Source organism: Nitrospiria bacterium, assembly GCA_035498035.1.
In the GTDB taxonomy this organism is placed as follows: domain Bacteria; phylum Nitrospirota; class Nitrospiria; order JACQBZ01; family JACQBZ01; genus JACQBZ01.
In genome coordinates, this window is sequence record DATKAN010000026.1 from 127,301 (window position 1) to 146,555 (window position 19,255).

16 protein-coding genes and 1 tRNA gene are annotated in these 19,255 nt (G+C 60.8%); 9 read left to right on the top strand and 8 right to left on the bottom strand.

Annotated features, from left to right (window positions below; genetic code table 11):
- Positions 1-36 precede the first annotated feature (36 nt).
- The 3 genes from VMN77_06075 to VMN77_06085 all read left to right on the top strand — a co-directional run bounded on the left by VMN77_06075 (position 37) and on the right by VMN77_06085 (position 1,798).
- Positions 37-876 (top strand): TPM domain-containing protein, encoded by an 840-nt coding sequence (locus tag VMN77_06075; protein ID HTN43348.1) that lies wholly within the window; start codon positions 37-39, stop codon positions 874-876.
- Positions 876-1,520, top strand: a complete 645-nt coding sequence (locus tag VMN77_06080) for a TPM domain-containing protein (protein HTN43349.1) — start codon at positions 876-878, stop codon at positions 1,518-1,520. Before VMN77_06075 ends, VMN77_06080 begins: the two co-directional genes overlap by 1 nt.
- Before the next feature lie 186 nt (positions 1,521-1,706).
- A tRNA-Ser gene (locus VMN77_06085) sits at positions 1,707-1,798 on the top strand.
- Positions 1,799-1,859: 61 nt separating this feature from the next.
- Here the strand turns inward: VMN77_06085 and VMN77_06090 are convergent.
- On the bottom strand, positions 1,860-4,703 hold the full coding sequence (locus VMN77_06090; GenBank protein HTN43350.1) for a spermidine synthase: 2,844 nt from the start codon (positions 4,701-4,703) through the stop codon (positions 1,860-1,862).
- Between the two features lie 225 nt (positions 4,704-4,928).
- Here VMN77_06090 and ilvD point away from each other — a divergent pair, with 225 nt between their 5' ends.
- Positions 4,929-6,614: a dihydroxy-acid dehydratase gene (gene ilvD, locus VMN77_06095; GenBank protein HTN43351.1), complete on the top strand. Its 1,686-nt coding sequence runs from the start codon at positions 4,929-4,931 to the stop codon at positions 6,612-6,614.
- 32 nt (positions 6,615-6,646) lie between these two features.
- Positions 6,647-7,159: a YdeI/OmpD-associated family protein gene (locus tag VMN77_06100; protein ID HTN43352.1), complete on the top strand. Its 513-nt coding sequence runs from the start codon at positions 6,647-6,649 to the stop codon at positions 7,157-7,159.
- Positions 7,160-7,166: 7 nt separating this feature from the next.
- Here VMN77_06100 and VMN77_06105 read toward each other — a convergent pair whose 3' ends face one another.
- Genes VMN77_06105 through murJ form a run of 3 tightly spaced genes read right to left on the bottom strand, consistent with a single transcriptional unit; the run spans position 7,167 to position 9,924 of the window.
- On the bottom strand, positions 7,167-7,850 hold the full coding sequence (locus VMN77_06105; protein HTN43353.1) for an HAD family phosphatase: 684 nt from the start codon (positions 7,848-7,850) through the stop codon (positions 7,167-7,169).
- Between the two features lie 53 nt (positions 7,851-7,903).
- On the bottom strand, positions 7,904-8,341 hold the full coding sequence (dtd, locus tag VMN77_06110) for a D-aminoacyl-tRNA deacylase (GenBank protein ID HTN43354.1): 438 nt from the start codon (positions 8,339-8,341) through the stop codon (positions 7,904-7,906).
- The gene (gene murJ / locus VMN77_06115; protein ID HTN43355.1) at positions 8,338-9,924 is read right to left on the bottom strand and encodes a murein biosynthesis integral membrane protein MurJ; all 1,587 of its coding nucleotides are present in this window, start codon (positions 9,922-9,924) and stop codon (positions 8,338-8,340) included. The genes dtd and murJ overlap by 4 nt, the downstream gene beginning before the upstream one ends.
- 169 nt (positions 9,925-10,093) lie before the next feature.
- On the opposite strand from murJ, the gene rpsT reads away from it, so the two are divergent.
- The gene (rpsT, locus tag VMN77_06120; protein ID HTN43356.1) at positions 10,094-10,375 is read left to right on the top strand and encodes a 30S ribosomal protein S20; all 282 of its coding nucleotides are present in this window, start codon (positions 10,094-10,096) and stop codon (positions 10,373-10,375) included.
- Here rpsT and holA read toward each other — a convergent pair.
- From holA to VMN77_06140, 4 genes are all read right to left on the bottom strand, one after another.
- Positions 10,334-11,398, bottom strand: a complete 1,065-nt coding sequence (gene holA / locus VMN77_06125) for a DNA polymerase III subunit delta (protein HTN43357.1) — start codon at positions 11,396-11,398, stop codon at positions 10,334-10,336. The genes rpsT and holA overlap by 42 nt on opposite strands.
- Entirely contained in the window at positions 11,398-11,997 is a 600-nt protein-coding gene (locus tag VMN77_06130) for an LptE family protein (protein ID HTN43358.1), read from the bottom strand. Before VMN77_06130 ends, holA begins: the two co-directional genes overlap by 1 nt.
- Positions 11,994-14,717, bottom strand: coding sequence for a leucine--tRNA ligase (gene leuS / locus VMN77_06135; protein HTN43359.1), 2,724 nt, complete (start codon positions 14,715-14,717; stop codon positions 11,994-11,996). The genes VMN77_06130 and leuS overlap by 4 nt, the downstream gene beginning before the upstream one ends.
- Before the next feature lie 102 nt (positions 14,718-14,819).
- Positions 14,820-15,251 carry a Fur family transcriptional regulator gene (locus tag VMN77_06140; protein ID HTN43360.1) on the bottom strand — a complete coding sequence of 144 codons (432 nt, stop codon included), beginning with the start codon at positions 15,249-15,251 and terminating at the stop codon, positions 14,820-14,822.
- 202 nt (positions 15,252-15,453) lie between these two features.
- Between VMN77_06140 and hyfB the strand changes: the two genes are divergently transcribed.
- Genes hyfB through VMN77_06155 form a run of 3 tightly spaced genes read left to right on the top strand, consistent with a single transcriptional unit; the run spans position 15,454 to position 19,127 of the window.
- Positions 15,454-17,496, top strand: a complete 2,043-nt coding sequence (gene hyfB / locus VMN77_06145; protein HTN43361.1) for a hydrogenase 4 subunit B — start codon at positions 15,454-15,456, stop codon at positions 17,494-17,496.
- Positions 17,497-17,501: 5 nt separating this feature from the next.
- The gene (locus VMN77_06150) at positions 17,502-18,452 is read left to right on the top strand and encodes an NADH-quinone oxidoreductase subunit H (protein HTN43362.1); all 951 of its coding nucleotides are present in this window, start codon (positions 17,502-17,504) and stop codon (positions 18,450-18,452) included.
- 9 nt (positions 18,453-18,461) lie between these two features.
- Positions 18,462-19,127, top strand: coding sequence for a hydrogenase (locus VMN77_06155; protein HTN43363.1), 666 nt, complete (start codon positions 18,462-18,464; stop codon positions 19,125-19,127).
- The last annotated feature ends 128 nt before the right edge of the window (positions 19,128-19,255 follow it).

Sequence of the window (19,255 nt, forward strand, 5' to 3'; positions counted from 1 at the left end):
CGTCTTATTGGGCCAGCGTGTCTTTTCGCAGCCTTTTTGACGGCCGGAACGTCCTCGCCGGTTTGGGCCGCCGTCCCCCAACCGGCCGGATACGTGACGGACGAGGCGGGTCTGTTAACCCCTTCACAGATCGCCGCGTTGGACCGGGCCCTTTCCGAATACGAGCGGCGCACCTCAAACCAGATCGTCGTTCTGACAGTGAAATCCCTCGAAGGGCAGGACATCGAGTCCTATTCGATGGCGGTCGCGGAGGCCTGGAAGGCGGGACAGAAACATAAAGACAACGGGGCCATATTGATCGTGGCCCCTAACGAACGCCGGGTGCGGATCGAGGTCGGGTACGGTCTCGAAGGCATTCTGACCGACGCGAAATCGGCCCGGATCATCCGGAACATTCTTGCGCCCCGGTTCCAGGCCGGCGATTACTACGACGGGATCAACGGCGCGGTGTCGGCCATGGAGGCCGTGATCGGCGAGGAATTCACGGCCGAACGCAGGGTCCCGGAGGCCATCCAGTCGTTTTTCCCGATCCTGATGATGCTTCTGTTTTTTGCGGGTCTGATCGGTCTGATTCATTGGACGGCCGGGGCGATCGCGGGAGGATTTCTGGCCGGGGGCTTAAAGATGTTCGCCGGGCTCGGTGGGATCGGTCTGATCCCGGCCGTTTTTCTGGGGCTGCTGCTCGGGGCCGTCGCCCCGTTCTTCGTGAGGCTCTTCTTCGGATTCTACGGCGGCCCGATGGGCGGCGGGAGGTGGAGCGGGCGGTCGGGGTTCGGGGGCTTCGGCGGGTTGGGCGGGGGCGGGTTTGGGGGCGGGGGTGGATTCTCGGGAGGCGGGGGGGGCTTTGGCGGGGGCGGGGCCTCGGGGAGATGGTGATGCGAAAGGTCCGCCGATATCTCACCCCGGATGATCAAGAACGGATCCGTCGAGCCGTGGCCGCGGCCGAGTCCCGCACGCGCGGCGAGATCGTGCCGATGATCGTTCAGGCGAGCGATTCCTATGCCCGCCTTCATGTGGCGGGCGGGATCGGCTTCGCCGTCACGGCCTTTGTGGTGGGGTTGCTCCTCCGGCCTCAAAGCCATCCCTCATGGTTTTTACTGCTCGAGATTTTGGGCTACATCTTCGGCAATCTTCTGTTCCGGATCGACGCCCTCAAGCGCCTTTTCCTCACGCACCGGGAAATGGAGGCCAAGGTTTTCGATCGGGCCCTTCGTGCCTTCTATGAACACGAACTGCATAAAACGCGGGAATCCACGGGCATACTGATCCTCGCCTCGCTATTGGAACGCCGGGTTCAGATCCTGGCCGATCGGGGAATTCATGAAAAGGTGGGCGATGCCGAGTGGCGGAGGGCGGCGAGCGTCCTGACAAGGGCCCTGAAGGAAAAACGGACCGGCGACGGGTTTTGCGAAGCGATCGCGATCTGCGGCGAGGTGCTGGCCCGGCACTTTCCGGCCGACAGAACAAGTCCGCATGGGAATCTCAATGAGCTGCCGGATCAACCGATTCAGAGTGATTAAAAAGAGTCATTGCAATCAACCGATGTTTTGAATAGAATAAACAACTCCAATGGGTTGACCGGATCTTTAGGATTGAAAATAGATCAATGGTGAAATAGACCGCATTCTCACACCGTTATGATTCTTGTCTATTTTCTATTGCTCCATTGTTCGAATGCTCTGTAAAATTTGCAGAGCAAATTTTACGGAGAGGTGGCCGAGCGGTTGAAGGCAGCTGCCTGCTAAGCAGTTGTGGGGGGAAACCTCCACCTAGGGTTCGAATCCCTACCTCTCCGCCATTTATTTACGCGATGCATCCGCGTGGGATTCGGATGTGAGAGGAAGCCCGCCCAATAGACCTCAGACGCCTGCAAGCGGATCAATACCGAAAGTCTTCTTCATCCAAACCCAGTAAGGAGGCAGGTCGGTTTCTTTGAGGGATTCGGCGTGGGTCCCTTTTTCTTTCAAGAGCTGCGCCAATCGCAGCTGGGCCAAATGCTGGGCTTCGTCGGTTTGCCCGGACATGCAGAGCGCGTAAATACGAAACCGGAATGCCTGATCACGAAGCTCCGGGGACCCCTCGGCCCGGCTCAAAGGCTCGACGGCCGCCGCGTAATTGCGTTCGGATATGAATCGGACGCCGAGGTGATACTGCAGGGCCGGGTTTGAGAGCGCCTGAGGATCCGCCCCGGATACGATTCGTTGGATATCCGAATTGCTTCCCATGAGCCAGAGCGCCGTGGTCGTCAGACGGGATCGGGTCAACAGGGAGTGAAGATCTTCGATGCCCAGATGCGACCGGGCGCCGTACCATTGCGCGTTGATGACGCGCTGAATGTCAAAGTAGGGAAGCGAATCATTCCGCATACGCACCGGCCAAAGACCTTGGATCAGAGGGCTGGTTCGAAAGCGTTCTCGATCGGCGAGTACATCCATCCAGCCTGCAAAAAACCGGGCCACTTCCTCCGGAGGCTCGAACGGGGCGCTGATTCGTTTGGGATAGTTGTCGACCAAAGGCGGGGTGTCGCGAGTGAGTGTCCTCAGATAGTCGGCATCCCCGATGAACAGCGCCCCCAACTGCTCCGGCCGTTCCACCCCGACCGCCGATAGCTCGGGCGCGACGACCCGGTCGTTCCATTGGCGGGTGAAATCCTCCTCCGACACCGGGCCGGTCGCGTGCCGGCTTCCCACCATCATGAGGCTTACGGCCGTTCCGTTCCAAAGCGAACAGTCCTCGAACACATCGCAAAAGGCCCGCAGGATGGCCTTGGTGCTTGAAATGGAGAGGTTGGAGAGGGGCAGCCAATAGGTGACCATGCCGCCTTCGGCGAGCCGGTTGTAAATGAGCTGGTAGTACTCGCGCGAGTAAAGGTTGACGACACCGGCCACGTTCGTCGGCGGCGGTTCTCCCGTGATCAGATCGAAACGCTGATCGGTCGTCTGAAGAAAATAGCGCCCGTCTTCAATATGAACGCGCACCCGGGGGTCATGCAGGGGATTGTCGGCTCCGTTCGGATAGACGACGTCGCTCATTTCCAGAACGTCCCGGGAAATATCGACCACATCGATGGTTTCAACGCCCCTTGAATCCGTCAGCGCTTTCGCCGTGTTTCCCACCCCGAAGCAGATCAGGAGGGCTCGTTTGATATGGGGATGAACCGCCATCGGCCAGTTGACGAAGAGATCCATGTAACGGCGGTCCTTGTAGTCGTTCGCCGACATCGAGTAGGAGTTGGTGAGCAGCCTGTAAGCCAGGGGCTTGTCCCACAGGGTCCTTTCAAAGTAGATGATGGTCTGGGTCAAGCCCTCGCGAATCGCCGCGATCCGTCCCGGAGCGCCTTCGTCGATAAAACGCTTCACCGGGAGCGTGAGGTAGCCCCTTGTCATGGATCCGAAGGGAAACAGCGCCGCGATGAGCAGAAACACGACGGCGGCGACCGTGGCGATCCGGCGCGGGGCCGGGCCGTTCACCAGCAGCCACACCCCGATGCCGCCGTAGAGGAGCGCCAGGAGAAAAAAAGACCGTTCCATTCCTAAGACGGGAAGCAGAAAGAATCCGCCGGCCAGTGAGCCGAACGCGGCGCCGATGGTGTTGGTCAAGGTCAGCGCTCCGACGGTCGCGGTTTCCGAGGCGAGATCATTCCGCAGGGCCGCGCCCAGGAACGTAAACAGGACACCGGACAGAAAACAGACCGGGAACATGAGCGGAAGACCCAGATGCACGATATCCAAGGCCTTAAAAAGTTCGAGGGTTCCATAGGGGTGAATGACCAACGGGAACGTCGCATAGGAGACCACGCAGAGGGAACCGGCCGAGAAAGCAACCGGCGCATTTAAACGGTGGGCATCGGGCCAGAGCCGCAGCATATAGGATGCGGCCAAGCCCCCGAGCGCAATGCCCGCCAGTACAATCCCCAACATAAGCGCAAACGCGACCGTATGGCCTAGTATAAAAAGGAGCAGGAAGCGGAACCAGACCACCTCCAGGGCGAGCAGGCAGAATCCCGAGAGAAACGCGGCCGCGAGCCAACGGCTCCCCTTATCCAAAGGAAGCGCCTCCCGGACGGGGGGCCCGGAGGCCGGGGTCTGACCGGGGGATTTGCCCGCAAGCCATCCGGCGGCGCCGGCGGCAACCGTATTCAGCGCCCCGGCGGCGAGCGCTGTGCCTTGCACCCCAAGGATGCGGATCAATTCCAATTCGCCCAGGACCACTCCGACGACCGCTCCCACGGTGTTCCATCCGTACAGTCGGCCCAGCACGTGTCCAAAATTCTCCGCGGGGCCGGAGAGAGCCTTTGTGAGCAGGGGCAGCGTGATTCCCATCGCCGTGGTCGGAATCAGCAGCAGGATAAAGGCGATAAAGAGTCGGATCGGATTCAGGACCCAGGGGTGATCCAAGAACGGGCCAAGCCAGGGCGCGAGCACCGCTCCGAGGACCGGAAACAGATAGATGAGCCCCACCCCCGTAAGCCCGATGGCGAGCTCGGCGATCGCATAGACCCGAATCGGGTTGCCCAGGCGATCGCCGTAGCGCGCGGCCAGCGCGTTGCCCAGCGCGAGCCCGCCCATGAAGCCCGAGAGGACGAGGCTCGATGCCCAAACGCTGTTGCCGAACGCCAAACCCGCCTGGTGGAACCAGAGTGTTTCAAAGATAAGCGCGGAAGCTCCCGAGAGAAAGAAAATGCCGTAGAGAAGAGCCCTCATAACTGACAACCGTCTTGTCCCAATTCGATTCTCAAAGTCGGTCCTTTCAAATGAAACGGGAGCGTGTTTTCAGCGTGGAGTATAACAAGCCGGCCTCGTGAAAGCAAACGCATCCTTCACGGCATCCCCTCGCTTGATCCATCTTTTCGTTGCAAATCGGCCGTAATTCTCTTAAAATAAGCTCCCGTATTTACGGATTCTTTGAACGCCCGGAAGGAGTAATAAATGGGCTCGAACGAGACAAGCAAGTTGAAACCCCGAAGCCGCGATGTGATGGAAGGCCCCGAGCGATCGCCGCACCGGGCCATGTTTCACGCGATGGGGTTCTCCGATGAACAACTGGCCCGGCCGCATATCGGCGTGGCCAGCTCCTGGAACGAGGTGACGCCGTGCAACATTCACTTGAACCGCCTGGCCCAGCATGCCAAGGAAGGCGTGCGCGAGGCGGGCGGGATGCCGATCGAATACGGGACGATCGCCGTCAGCGACGGCATCGCGATGGGGCACGAAGGCATGAAGGCTTCGCTCATGACCCGGGAGGCGATCGCGGACTCAGTCGAGCTGGTGGCCTTCGCCCAGCGGTTCGACGGCCTCGTCACGATCGCCGGCTGCGACAAGAGCCTGCCGGGGATGGTGATGGCCAGCGCGCGGCTGAACATCCCCTCGGTCTTTATCTACGGCGGCACGATCATGCCCGGAACGTTTCATGGCAAGGACGTCACGATCCAGGATGTCTTCGAGGCAGTCGGGGCCTACACCATGGGCAAGATCTCGTCGAGCGAATTGAAGACCCTGGAGAATGCCGCCTGCCCGGGCGAGGGTTCCTGCGCCGGAATGTTCACGGCCAACACGATGGCCTCGGCGATCGAGGCGCTGGGGATGTCGCTCCCCGGAAGCGCGTCGGTCCCGGCGGTCGACGAGAGGCGGATCCGGGTCTGTTTCGAGAGCGGCAAGGCCGTTCTCAATTTACTAAAGCTGGGAATCAAGCCCCGCGACATCATCACGCGCCGGTCGCTTGAGAACGCGATCGCGGTCTGCGTCTCGATCGGCGGCTCCACGAATTCCGTCCTGCATCTCCTGGCGATCGCCCATGAGTCCGGGGTGAAGCTCCGGATCGAGGATTACGATCGAATCAGCCGCCGGACGCCCCATATCGCCGATATGAAGCCCGGCGGGCGCTATGTCATGGTCGATCTCGACCGGGTCGGCGGGATCCCGGTCGTCATGAAGGAACTGCTTTCGGCCGGCTTGCTGCACGGGGACGCGCTGACCGTAACGGGAAAAACGGTGAAAGAAAATCTCAAAGAGGTCCGGTTCCCGGCCAACCAGGACGTCGTGCATCCCGTCCAATCTCCGATCAATCCCACCGGCGCGATCGTGATCTTGAAGGGCAATCTTGCGCCCGAGGGTTGCGTCGTGAAAGTCGCCGGGGTGAAGAATCTGACGCATCGGGGTCCGGCCAAGGTGTTTAACCGCGAAGAGGACGCCTTCGCCGCGGTGAAAGCCCGGCGGATCAAGGCCGGGGACGTGGTCGTCATCCGGTACGAAGGACCGAAGGGCGGGCCGGGGATGCGGGAGATGCTCGCCTTGACGGCGGCGCTGGTCGGGGAGGGTCTGGGCGATTCGGTGGCGCTGCTGACGGACGGGCGTTTCTCGGGGGCGACGCACGGCTTGATGGCCGGCCATGTTGCCCCCGAGGCGGCCGCGGGCGGACCGATCGCGATCGTGAAAAACGGGGACATTATCCGCATCGACGCGACACGGCGCCGGATCGATGTCGAACTGACGGCGAACGAGATCCGGCGGCGGCTTAAGAAATGGAAGCCGCTCCGGCCCAAATACACGCACGGCGCGCTCGCCAAGTACGCCCGATACGTCCGGTCCGCCTCCCAAGGGGCGATCTGCGAGTAATCGTCGGCGTGACCTCGCGGAAAGGATCTGCGATGTCGGTTTCCAGGAACAAAGACAAATCCCGTCCGGGGGTTCATGCGTTTAAAACCCGGCTCGAATCGATGGGCGAGGAGGACGCCTGGACCGTCTTCCGAATGCCGTTCTCGGTCGAGGAAGTCTTCGGAACCCGGGCCCGTGTTCCGGTCAAAGGCACGATCAACGGGTTTCCCTTCCGCTCTTCCCTCTTCCCGATGGGAGAAGGCCAGCATTTTATGATGGTCAACAAAGAGATGTGGGAAGGGGCCAAGATCCAGGAGGGCCGGGCGGTGGAGGTGGTTCTTGAAAAGGATACCGAACTTCGAAGCGTCGAAATTCCCCGAGATCTGATGACGGCGCTCTCCCAGCACAAGACCGCCCGGAAGCTTTTTGAGAGCCTGTCCCAACCCCACAAGAAAGAGTATGTCCGTTGGATCGAGTCGGCGAAGCGGCCCGAGACGCGCGAGCGACGGATCCGGATTGCCGTGACGAGAATCTCGCAGGGCCGGACCTCCGGCGGGGACGAATAAGGAGCCTCTAAAAAAGTTTTTCGAGCTCTTCCGGCCGGATCCCTTCGAGACTTTCGACGACCCGTTCCGCGTGGGTGAGTTTTTCCTTCGGATAGGAATTGCTGACCGCGAGGCATTTCATCCCGGCGGCATGGGCGCCCTCGACCCCGTGCAACGAATCCTCGATCACGAGACATTCCTCCGGCCGGATCGGCGGGGCCGGCTTCGGCTCGGTCTGATTGATTTGGGCCAGGGCGGTCTGAAAGGCCTCGGGGTGCGGTTTTCCGTTCCGGACGTCCTGCGCCGTCACGAGCACGGGGAACGCCCCGCGCATCCCGCCTTTGTCCAGAGCGAACTTCACCTCGCCGCGAAAGGCGCCGGAGGCGATCGCGAGCCGGTAGCGGTCCTTGAGATCGTTGACCAGATCCACGACGCCGGGATAGAGGATCAATTCCTGCTGGGAGAGCCGGCGGTAGATTTCCATCTTCCGGATAATCAGGTTTTTTAGGATTTTATTGTCGACCGGACGGTTGTGGGCACGCAGGACGGCTTCGAAACAGCCCTTGTCGTCCATCGCGAGATATTTGGAATAGTAGTCCTCGGTGGACAGACGGATCCCTTCCTCTGCCAGCACCTCCCGAAAGGCCGTCAGGTGGTGCGGTTCGCTGTTGACGATCACCCCGTCGCAATCGAAAATCACCGCGCGTAGCATAAGATTACTATAGCAAAAATAAAACCGGAGAACAAATCCCCCGGCTTCGGGCCTCAGCTTTCAAGGAGAAACGTCACCGGGCCGTCGTTGTGAAGCGAGACGATCATCCGCGCGCCGAAGCGGCCGGTTTCGACCGTCAGGCCGGCGGCGATGAGCCGGTCGACAAAGCGTCGGTATAATTTTTCGGCCCGATCCGGATCCGCGGCCGGGGTGAAACTGGGGCGGGTTCCTTTCGCGACGTCGGCCACCAGCGTGAATTGGGAAACGGCCAGGACCTGTCCGCCGACCTCTTGAATCGAGCGGTTCATCCGGCCGTTCTCGTCGTCGAAGATCCGGTAGACGCAAATCCGCTCGGCGAGCCGGTCGGCCTCCCGCTCGCCGTCCTCTTTGGCCACCCCCAGGAGCACGACCAGACCCGGACCGATCCGGCCCACGATCTCTCCCTCCACGCTGACCTGCGCCTCGAGGACGCGTTGGATCAGGGCCTTCATTGCGGCCGGGCCCATTTCTTCGCGATCTTGGCCTTGACCATATCCCAGAGGAAGGCCTGTTCCTCGGATCGCAAGAGTCGGTTGGCCACGATGTAACTCAAGATCGACAGGCCGATCCCGCCGGAAAGCCAGACCGCCTTTGCGGACCATTCGCCGGGGAAGGACCAGAGGTCCTGGCGCGCGACGGCCCATCCGATCCCACCGACCGGTATCGTGGCCGCGACGGTGTTTCCGACCGAGCGAAGGATCTCGGTCCAGGCGATGCCGTGGAGGCGGCGGTTTAAGATCCGGACCAGCAGGCCGAAGTTTACGACGGCCGCCAGAGACGTGGCCAAGGCCAGGCCTCCGTGCAACAACGGCCGCATCAGGAGAAGGCATAGTACAATATTGACCGCCATGGCCGTGACGGCGACCTTCACCGGCGTCTTCGTGTCCTGCAGGGAATAAAAGGCGGCCACCACGATCCGAATCCCCGCGAAGGCCGGCAGGCCGAAGCAATAAAACAGCAAGGCGGCGGCCGTGCCGACCGTCGCCTGGGCCGTGAATCGGCCGTGCTGGAAAAAAAGATGGATGATCGGAATCCGAAGCGTCATCAGCCCGATCATGGCCGGGATGATGATGAAGAAAACCAGCCGGAGCCCGAATGAGAGCGTCTTCTTCAATTCATGGATCTGGCCGTCGGAGGTCTGCCGGGCCATCGTCGGGAGGATGGCCGTCCCGAGCGCGACGCCGAAGATTCCCAAGGGAAAGAGGACGAGCCGCATACCGTAAAACAGGTAGGTCTGGCTGCCTTCGGGAAGATAGGAGGCCAGGAGCGTGTTCACCAGGATGTTCACCTGCGTCACGGACAAACCCACCATCGCCGGCAGGATCAGCCGTCCGATCCGCTTCACGCCCGGATGAAGCGGATCGAAACGAAATCCGATCATCATCCGGTGGCGCCGGAGACTGGGAAGCTGCATGAAAAACTGGACCGCGCCGCCGGCCACGACGCCGATCGCCACGCCGAAGATCGGTTCGGTGAGGCGGGGCGACAGCCACAACGCCGCCGTAATGATGCAGACATTGAACATCACGGGCGAGAAGGCCGGCACGGCGAAGGCCCGCAGCGAATTGAGCATGCCCATCGTGAGCGCGGCCAGGCTGATGAACAGGAGGTAGGGAAACATGAAGCGGCTCAGCATCGTGGTCAGGTCGAATTTCCCCGGTTCGGCCGCGAAGCCCGGCGCGATGGCCCCGACGATCCAGGGGGCGGCGAGGATGGACAGGAGGCAGATGACGGCCACGGTCGTCAGCAGGACCGTGAAGACGGCCGAGGCCAGTTCGCGGGCCTCTTCCTTCGTCCGTTTACCGAGGTATTCCGTGAAGACGGGGATGAAGGCCGCCGACATGGAGCCCTCCGCGAACAGCTCGCGGAGCATGTTGGGGATCCGGTAGGCGACGAAGAAGGCGTCGGCGGCCATGCCGGCCCCGAAGAGGCGGGCCAGGACCATGTCCCGGACGAAGCCCATGATCCGGCTGGAAAAGGTGGCGAGACCGATCAATCCGGCGGCCTTGGCGATCTGTCGGCGTTCTTGGGTCAAATATGTTGGCAGGGGCAGGGCGCGCCCTGCCCCTATTATCCCGAAGATATTATTTGTTATGTGAGGGCCTGCGGCCGTAGGCCCCTACGAAAATTTCCTTGACTGTCATAACGCCTTCATGGTACAAATCGACACCTTCGGATTCACCCGAACACAAAAAGGAGTTTAAATGGCTGATCACGCGTCCGCGATCAAACAAGCACGAAAGTCGAAAAAACGCCACACCCGGAACCAGCTTGTGGTATCCTCGCTGAGAACGCTCGTCAAGAAGATGAACGCCGCGATGGCGGCTAAAAAACTGGACGAGGCGAAGGCCCTTTTGCTCAAGGCCACCTCGGCCTTCGACCGGGCCGTCACGAAAGGCGTCCTGCACCGGAACACCGCTTCCCGCAAGATCTCCCGCCTGACATCAAAGGTAAAGAAGGGGTTGCCGACCCAGAAATCGGCGTAGCCCTTTCTGCTTTCCGGAGCACAGGTCGAACACCAGAAGCTCTAAGAGCAGTTTGGGGGAAAGGGCGCCCCCTTTGAGCCCGGCGTCCGTTTCGAGGAAACGCTGAAAGGCCCAGCGAAGGTCTTTTTCCGCATAGGCCTGGGCCGAGGCGATCACGGGCCCGGCGGCCCATTGACCCAGTCCGAACATCCGCATCAGGGCCGCATCGGAATGCCCGGCCTGCATCGCGCGTTTCACTTTCCAGACCAGCCGAAACCGGTAGCCGACCGTCGACAGGATTTTCAGCGGCGGTTCGCCTTCCTCCAGCAAGCGCGTCAGCGTCCGAAGGGAGGATGCCAGGTGGCGCCGAGACAGGGCGCCCAGCAGGTCGTACACCGAGGCCCCGCCCGAGGCGCTGCAGGCCCGCTGCACGTCCTCCAGTTCGATCGTCTCTTGTTGGTCGCTGCCGAGGACGGCCTTCGTCAGTTCATTCTGAAGCGGAAAAAGATCGCGTCCGACCCGCTCCTTCAAGAAAAGCACGGCGTCCTCCGAAATGACGCGGCCCAGGGATTTGGCCTGGGCCTTGAGCCAGGCCGTGACCTGCGCATCGGTGAGGGGCCTGGCGTCCATGACGGCGGCCTGGGCTTTCAACGCCTGAAAAAACGACCGCCGCGCATCGAACTTCGGGGCGATGCAGACGAAGCAGGTGGTCGGGGAAGGATTCTTGATATAGGCCACGAGGCGGTTGGCCTCGGCGGCCGGGAGCTGATCGGCGTTCTTGAGCAGGACCAGTCGCCGCTGGGCGAAGGCCGGGAGGCTCTCAACGGCCGTCAGGATGGCGTCAGCGGAGGACGATTCGCCGTCCAGAACGGTGTAATTAAAGTCTTTCGTCGCGGGATCGACGACGGCGCGAAGCAGCCGGTCCATGGCGGCCTGGATCAGGAATTCCTCCTCCCCGGTGAAGAGATAAACCGGGGAGACGGTTCCGCGTTCCAGCGTGTGAAGGAAGTCATGATAGCTAAACACCCCGGGACGGGAGGGCATCAAAACCCCTCCAGAACACGGTGGACGACGTTTTCGGCAAATTGCTTGCTGGCCTCCGCGACCGCGTGGTCCTCCGCCACCTGGTTCGCGGCCGTGTCGGGGTTGACGAGGTATTCCGCGACCGCCTCCATTCCGGCGTCATTCCAGAGGACCTTCTTCGTGCGGGGGGCCTCGACCGCGACCGCGGCCCGGATAATGACCCGGTACTCCAGCACCACGCTCCGGGTGCGGTCGAAGGACAGGGGCGTGAGTCCGTAGGAGACGATCGTTCCCTTCACCACGAGATCGGCCTCATCCGGATCGTTCACGACCTTCAAGCGGCTGTTCGTCAAAAACTCCTGTTTGACGGCCGCGGTCAAGGTTTGCTCCAGCGTGGACTCGAAGGTGTTGTTGTGAAAAACCGGAACGGCGATCGTCTGGATATCGGGCGGAAGCCGGTTGCTGCCGGAAAGATGGTAGCCGCAGCCGGCGGGAAGGAGGGAAAGGATCAAGGCGCCCAGTAGAAATGTCGGGGCGGGCCTGTGCGCCCGCTCTGGTTGCGGGCGGCCTCTCCGGGCCGCCCCACCGTTGGATTGTTTGACCAATCCGTGAATTTTCATACGACGATATTCACCAATTTGCCTTGGACGTAGACCACCTTCTTCGGCGCCCGTCCCTTCATCCAATCCCTGATCTTTCCATCGGCCAAGGCCCGGTTTCGAATGCCCTCTTCGTCCAGATCGGCCGGGACGCGGATCTGGCTTCGCAGTTTCCCGTTGATCTGGAGAACGATCGTGACCTCGTCGGTCTTCAGACAGGCCTCGTCCCAATTCGGCCAGGGCTGACGGAAGACGCCGTCGGCGCGGCCCAGTCGTTTCCAGAGTTCCTCGGCGATATGAGGGGCAAAGGGGGAGATCAGGATGACAAGGGTCCGGACCGCCTCGTCCAATGCAGGGGCTCGCGTCGCCCCCTCCACCGGCGAAGCCGGCTGGAGCCTCCCCCTCTCGCTCGCTTCCGCTCGCCGGGTATCTACTGCCTGGCCGGTTAGAGCCGTTCCGACTTCGCGTTCCCGTTCGGTGATCGAGTTGTAAAACTCCATGAGTGCGGCGATGGCCGTGTTGAACTGGAAGTCATGATCCAGGTCTTCCGTCACTTTTTTGACGGTCTGGTGTGTCTTGCGACGAAGGGCGGTCTCTTGCGGTTCGACGGGCCGATCGGGATCCAGATGTCCAACCGCGGGAGCCGATGCCTTTGCGGCCCCGTATTGGGTCACCAGGCGCCAGACGCGGTTTAAAAACCGTGCGGCGCCCTCGACGCCCGCGTCGTTCCATTCGAGGTCCTTTTCCGGAGGGGCGGCAAAAAGGGAGAACAGCCGGGCCGTGTCCGCGCCGTATTTGGCGATGAGTTGTTCGGGGTCGACGATGTTCTTTTTGGATTTGGACATCTTCTCGACCCGGCCCCGTTCGACCGGCCGCCTGCAGTGCGGGCAGCGCCACCCCTCCCTCTCCGAGCCGATCACCTCGCCGGGAAACAACCAGCCGTGTTCTTCGCAACGGTAGGTCTCCATGCAGACCATTCCCTGGGTCAGCAGGTTCGTGAAGGGTTCGTTCACCTTCACGAGTCCCAGATCCCGGATGACCTTGGTGAAGAAACGGGCGTAGAGCAGATGGAGCACCGCATGCTCGATTCCGCCGATGTATTGATCCACCGGCATCCAGTAGTCGGCTTCCGGACGCTCGAACGGAGCCGAATCGAGTCGGGGCGATAGATACCGGAGGAAATACCACGAGGAATCGACGAAGGTGTCCATCGTGTCGGTTTCCCGACGGGCGGAGCCCTTGCATTTCGGGCATTTTACATTCAGAAATTTTTTGTCCGCGGCCAGCGGCGAGCCGCCCTTTCCCGTAAAGGCGACGTCCTGCGGCAGCGTGACGGGCAGGTCCTCGTAGGGGACCGGAACCGTCCCGCAGGTTTCGCAATAGAGGATCGGGATCGGCGTGCCCCAGTACCGCTGCCGGGAGATGCCCCAGTCGCGGAGCTTGTAATTGACCCGGCGCGCGCCGCGTTTTTCGGATTCGAGGGTGTCCGCGATCTTCTCCTGCGCCTCGCGGGGGGACGAGCCGGAGAATTTCCCGGAGTGGACGAGCCGTCCGGCCTCCTCGACATAGGCCGCCGTCAGGTCTTCCGACCGGAGGGTTCCCTCCGGCCCGCCTGAGGCGGGCTGGATCACGACCCGGACGGGAATTCCGTATTTTTTGGCGAACTCAAAATCGCGCTGGTCGTGAGCCGGAACGCACATGATCGCGCCGGTTCCGTATTCCATCAGAACGAAATTCCCGATCCAGACCGGGACGCGCTCGGATGTCATCGGGTTGATCGCATGGGCGCCGGTGAAGACCCCCTCTTTTTCGATGTCCTCGGCGATCCGAACCGACTTGTCCTGCTTCTTGATCCGCTCCACGAAGGTCCGGACGGCGGCCGCTTCCTTTTTCCCGCGGATGATCTCCTCCACCATCGGATGCTCGGGCGCCAGCGTCACGAAGGTCGCGCCGAACAGCGTGTCGGGGCGGGTGGTGAAGATCCGGACCGCCTTGTCGGAATCGTCGGCCAGCGGGAAGTCGGCCTCGACGCCGATGCTCTTGCCGATCCAGTTCCGCTGCATCGTCAGGACCCGTTCGGGCCAGCCGGTCAAGCGGTCGCATTCGGAAAGCAGCTCCTCGGCGTAGGCCGTGATTCTGAAGAACCACTGTTCCAGCTCCTTTTGGACGACGGTGCTGCCGCATCGCCAGCAGGTCCCGTCGATCACCTGCTCGTTGGCCAGGACCGTTTCGCACGACGGGCACCAGTTGACCGAAGACTTTTTTTTGTAGGCCAGCCCGCGCTCATACATTTTGAGGAAGAACCACTGGTTCCATCTGTAGTAGTCCGGGTCGCAGGTCGCCACCTCGCGTTCCCAGTCGTAGGAGAGGCCCAGCCGCTTGAGCTGCGTCCGCATGGTGGCGATGTTTTCCTTCGTCCACTTCGACGGGTGAACCCCCCGTTCGATCGCGGCGTTCTCGGCCGGGAGGCCGAAGGCGTCCCATCCCATCGGGTGAAGAACGTTGAAGCCGCGCATGCTTTTGTATCGGGCGACGACGTCCCCGATCACGTAATTGCGGACGTGGCCCATGTGAATCCGGCCGGACGGGTAGGGAAACATCACGAGACAGTAATACTTCGCCCGCTTCGGATCTTTGGCTACGCGAAAGGCCTTGCCGGTCTCCCATTGCCGCTGCCAGGCCGGCTCGATGGCTTGCGGGCTGTAGGCCTCGGGCCGTTGTGAGGTCATCTCTTGTGTCATGCCGACGCTCGTAGTGTGCGGTTTGTCAGGGCTTTTAAATTAACACAGTGGGGGGTATTTATCAAGAACGCCGTCCGGGAAGCGGGGCGCCGATTTCACCCATCACTTGTCGCGACAACGGCTGCAAAACCCGTAGAAGGTGATCGACAGGTTCGCTTTTTTGAAATCGTGAATGTCCTGGAGCGCGCGCTCAACCCGTTCAAAGAAATGAGGCTTGCCCTTGCTCACCTTTCCGCAGGCCTTGCAGATGATGAAGTGGTGCACCGGCCGTTCGAACACGAACTGATAGCGTCGCCCTTTGCGGGCCACGCGCAGCTCTTGGATGATGCTGAGCGCCTTCAACATTTCAAGATTGCGGTAGACGCTCGACCGGTTGATTCCCGGGAGCCGATCCTGAAGGTGCGTCTGGATTTCGGGAAGCGAAAGAGAACGGGCGTGGTTGTCGATGAAGAACTGAATCAGGATCTGCCGGGCCGGCGTGACGCGCTGACGGTTATGGCGCAAGACGGCCAAAAGGTCTTTGTGCTTTCGCATCGGAAGGATCTCCTCGGAATCGTTGGACGGGTGGCGTCCCCCTTTCTAGATGCTACATGAAGCGCCTTTTAAATGCAAAAAATAACTAATTGCACCATGGTGCAATATTCTGATAAGCTATCGGTTAGCTCAGCCGGGATCTATCCGATTCTTGGGAGTGGGGCCATGAACTGCTGCAAGGAGTGGGTTGTTGTCCATTGACGTGTTTTGGATTGTCCAGCCGAGTTTATTGACCGTCGTTGTATTGTACGGAGCCGGAATTTTCCTTCCCCCCCTATTTTATCGGAACCCCCACGTTCAAAATCTTGTCGCACACGGGGCGGCCATGGCCGCATCCGTTGCGGGGATCGTGCTGGGCCTCGCGGGGCTGTTGGCTCCGACGGCCACGACCCTTTCCATTTCATCCAACCTTCCGCTGCTGACCTTCCAGGTTCGCGTGGACCCTCTCGCCTCTTTCTTTGTTCTGATCATTTCATCGGTCGGGTTGGCCGTTTCCCAGTTTGCGATCGGGTACGTGCGGGAGTTCGAGGGCCGTCGTTCCATCGGTGCGCTGGGGGGGCTTTACAACGCCTTCCTTCTTTCGATGACCTTGGTCGTCCTGGCCGATGACGGGTTTTTCTTTCTGATCGTCTGGGAGATCATGTCTGTGGTGTCCTACTTCCTGGTTGTCACGGAGCACGAAAAACCTGAGACGCGCTACGCCGGATTTTTCTACCTGATCATGACCCATGTCGGGACCGCCTTCATCGTCGTGACCTACCTCATCTTCTACCAGCAAACCGGAAGTTTTTCCTTCGAGACCTTTGGCCATCCGGCCACGCCGCTTCCGGAGGGATTCCGGACGCTGGTCTTCGCGGCGGCCCTGATCGGGTTCGGGACGAAGGCCGGCATCGTGCCGCTTCATGTCTGGCTGCCTTATGCCCATCCCGCCGCGCCGTCTCATGTCTCGGCCCTGATGTCCGGGGTCATGATCAAGACGGCGATCTACGGACTGATCCGCGTCTATTTCGATTTCCTGGGCGGGACCTTTCCTTGGGAGTGGGGATTTACGGTTCTGGCGATCGGAGCCGTGTCGGCCCTGCTCGGCGTGATGTACGCACTCATGGAACACGACCTGAAAAGTCTTCTGGCCTACCATAGCGTGGAGAATATCGGGATCATTCTCATGGGCATCGGTGCCGGGATGATTTTCCAGTCCTACGGCCTGTCCAATCTGGCGGCTCTCGGACTCCTGGCCGGACTCTATCACACGATCAATCATGCCATGTTTAAGGGGCTTCTCTTCCTGGGTGCGGGATCGACGGCGTATGCCACGCACACGCGTAACATGGAGGAATACGGGGGACTGATCAAGAGGATGCCCTGGACCGCTTTTTTCTTCCTGGTCGGCGCCGTCTCGATTTCGGCGCTTCCTCCGAGCAACGGCTTCGTGAGCGAGTGGCTTACGTTTCAGAGCCTGTTCCTGAGCTTCCAGATCCCGGACGTCCTGATGAAGATCATGCTCCCGATCGGCGCGGCGATGCTGGCCCTGACCGGCGTGCTCGCATTGGCCTGCTTTGCCAAGGCCTTCGGGATCTCGTTTCTTGCGATGCCCCGAAGCGCCCATGCCCGGGAGGCCCGGGAAGTGCCGTGGACGATGCGCATCGGGATGGGAGGTATGGCCCTGTTCTGCATCGTCCTGGGCATCGCGCCGATGGGAGTCATTCCGATGATCGACCGGATCACGGCCCCTTACACCGGGGTTTCGATCGCCGGACACGTCGTCTCCGAGAGCGGGCTGGCGGTCATGCCGGGGACGGGGATCGGATTTGCCAGCATCTCGACGCCGGTGCTCGCGGCGTTGATGGCGATCCTGATTCCTGCGGCGCTGCTGGCGTCGGCGGCCCTCGGGGGAAGGCTTCGCAAGCGGCATTACAAAACCTGGGGCTGCGGGATCAATTTAAAGCCGCGGATGGAGTACACCGCGACCGGGTTTACCCAGCCGATTAAACAGGTCTTCAGCATGATCTATCGGCCGACGGTGAAGCTGGAAACGGAAATGTTGGAGGAATCCCACTACTTCGCCAAACGGATGCGTTTTGAAACGCACATCGAGCCGGTGTTTCAGAAGTACCTTTACGACCCCGTGGTGCGGGTATTGAACCGGATCGCGGACCGGCTTCGCGTCGTGCAGGCCGGGAGCCTTCATCTGTATCTGTCCTATATTTTTATAACGCTGCTCATTCTTTTATTATGGGTTCGGTGAGCGGGATGATGGAATCTATCCTGATAACCGCTACCCAGGCCATCGTGATCCTTGCGGTCTCGCCGTTTCTGGTCGGGCTGATCCGCAAGGTGAAGGCCCGGCTTCAATGCCGCCGGGGTCCCGGCTGGCTGCAGCCGTATTATGATCTGGCCAAGTTGTTCCGCAAGGACGTGGTGGCCTCCACGCACACCTCCTGGATCTTTACGGCGTCCCCCTACATTATTTTCGCTTCCACGTTGGCCGCGCTCCTGCTGGTCCCGATCTTTTTGTCGAAGGTCCCCCTCAACTTTGCGGGCGACGTCATCACCGTGGTCTATCTTCTGGCCCTTGGAACGTTCTTTCTCATCCTGGCCGGGCTGGACGCCGGGTCGGCATTCGGGGGCATGGGAAGCAGCCGCGAGGCGATCGTGGCCGCACTGACCGAGCCGGCGATGATTCTGTCCATCTTTGCGGTCGGCCTGACGGCCGGTTCCACCAACCTGAGCACGATCGTTCACAAGACGGCTCTTCTGCAGGGGGTCGTGACGGACCCGCCGCCGCATCTGATGGCCCTGGCGGCGCTGTTCATCGTGACGCTCGCCGAGACCGGCCGGGTTCCGGTCGACAATCCCGCGACGCACCTGGAATTGACGATGATCCATGAGGCCATGATCCTCGAGTATTCGGGCCGATACCTGGCGTTGATCGAGTGGGCCTCCGCCATGAAGCTGCTGCTTTTTCTGACCTTGATCAGCAACATCTTCGTGCCCTGGGGGATCGCCACCGAACCGGAGCCGGTCTGGATGGCGTTCGGGCTCGCGGTCTGGTTGGTCAAGATATGCGGTCTGGCCGTGGTCATCGGGGTGATCGAATCCATGTTCGCGAAGCTTCGGCTCTTTCGCGTGACGGATTTTCTGGGACTGGCGTTTATTCTCTCGCTCCTGGCGATTATTTTCTTTTACATCTTGAGAGGCTGACGGCGCACGATGGTCATCCACCCCGATCTCGGTTCCCAGCTTGTGAATTTCTGTTCCGCACTGCTCTTGCTCACTTGTTTTGCCATCATCGCGCAGCGGCGACTGTCCGCCTGCGTGGATCTGTTCGCGCTGCAGTCCGTTTTTCTGGCCCTCACGGCCGCCCTCGTCGCCTTCCTGACCGGGGCGTATCACATCTATATCGCGGCCGTTCTGACGGTCGTCATCAAGGTGATCATCCTTCCGCGGATCCTGAAAGCGGTGATCGAGCGTCTCAACGTCACGCGGGAGTTGGTTCTGAATATTAACATCCCGTCCTCGCTTCTGATCTGCGGCGCATTGGTCATCCTGGCCTTCTACATCACGCAGCCGATCATCAGTCTGGGATTCCTTCTGACCCAGGATTCCCTGGCGATCGCCCTGGCGATCGTGCTGATCGGTTTCTTTACGATGATCGCGAGGAAGAAGGCCGTGACCCAGGTGATCGGATTTCTGGTGATCGAGAACGGGTTGTTTTTGGGGGCCACGGCCGCCGCTTACGGGATGCCCCTGATCGTGGAACTGGGGGTGTTTTTCGACGTCCTCGTGGCCGGCCTTATCGTCGGGATCTACACCCACCGGCTGCAGGACACCTTCGATAGCGTGGACACCACCAAGCTCACGGCCTTGAAAGAGTAAATCTTTATGTGCGACTTGGAAGAAATATCCCCAGCGAGCAATCCGCCGGAAGCGGAGAGCGATAGGGGGAGGACTTCGGCGAGCTCAGTCGAGTCGCTCCATCCGGACTTCGGCGAGCTCAGTCGAGC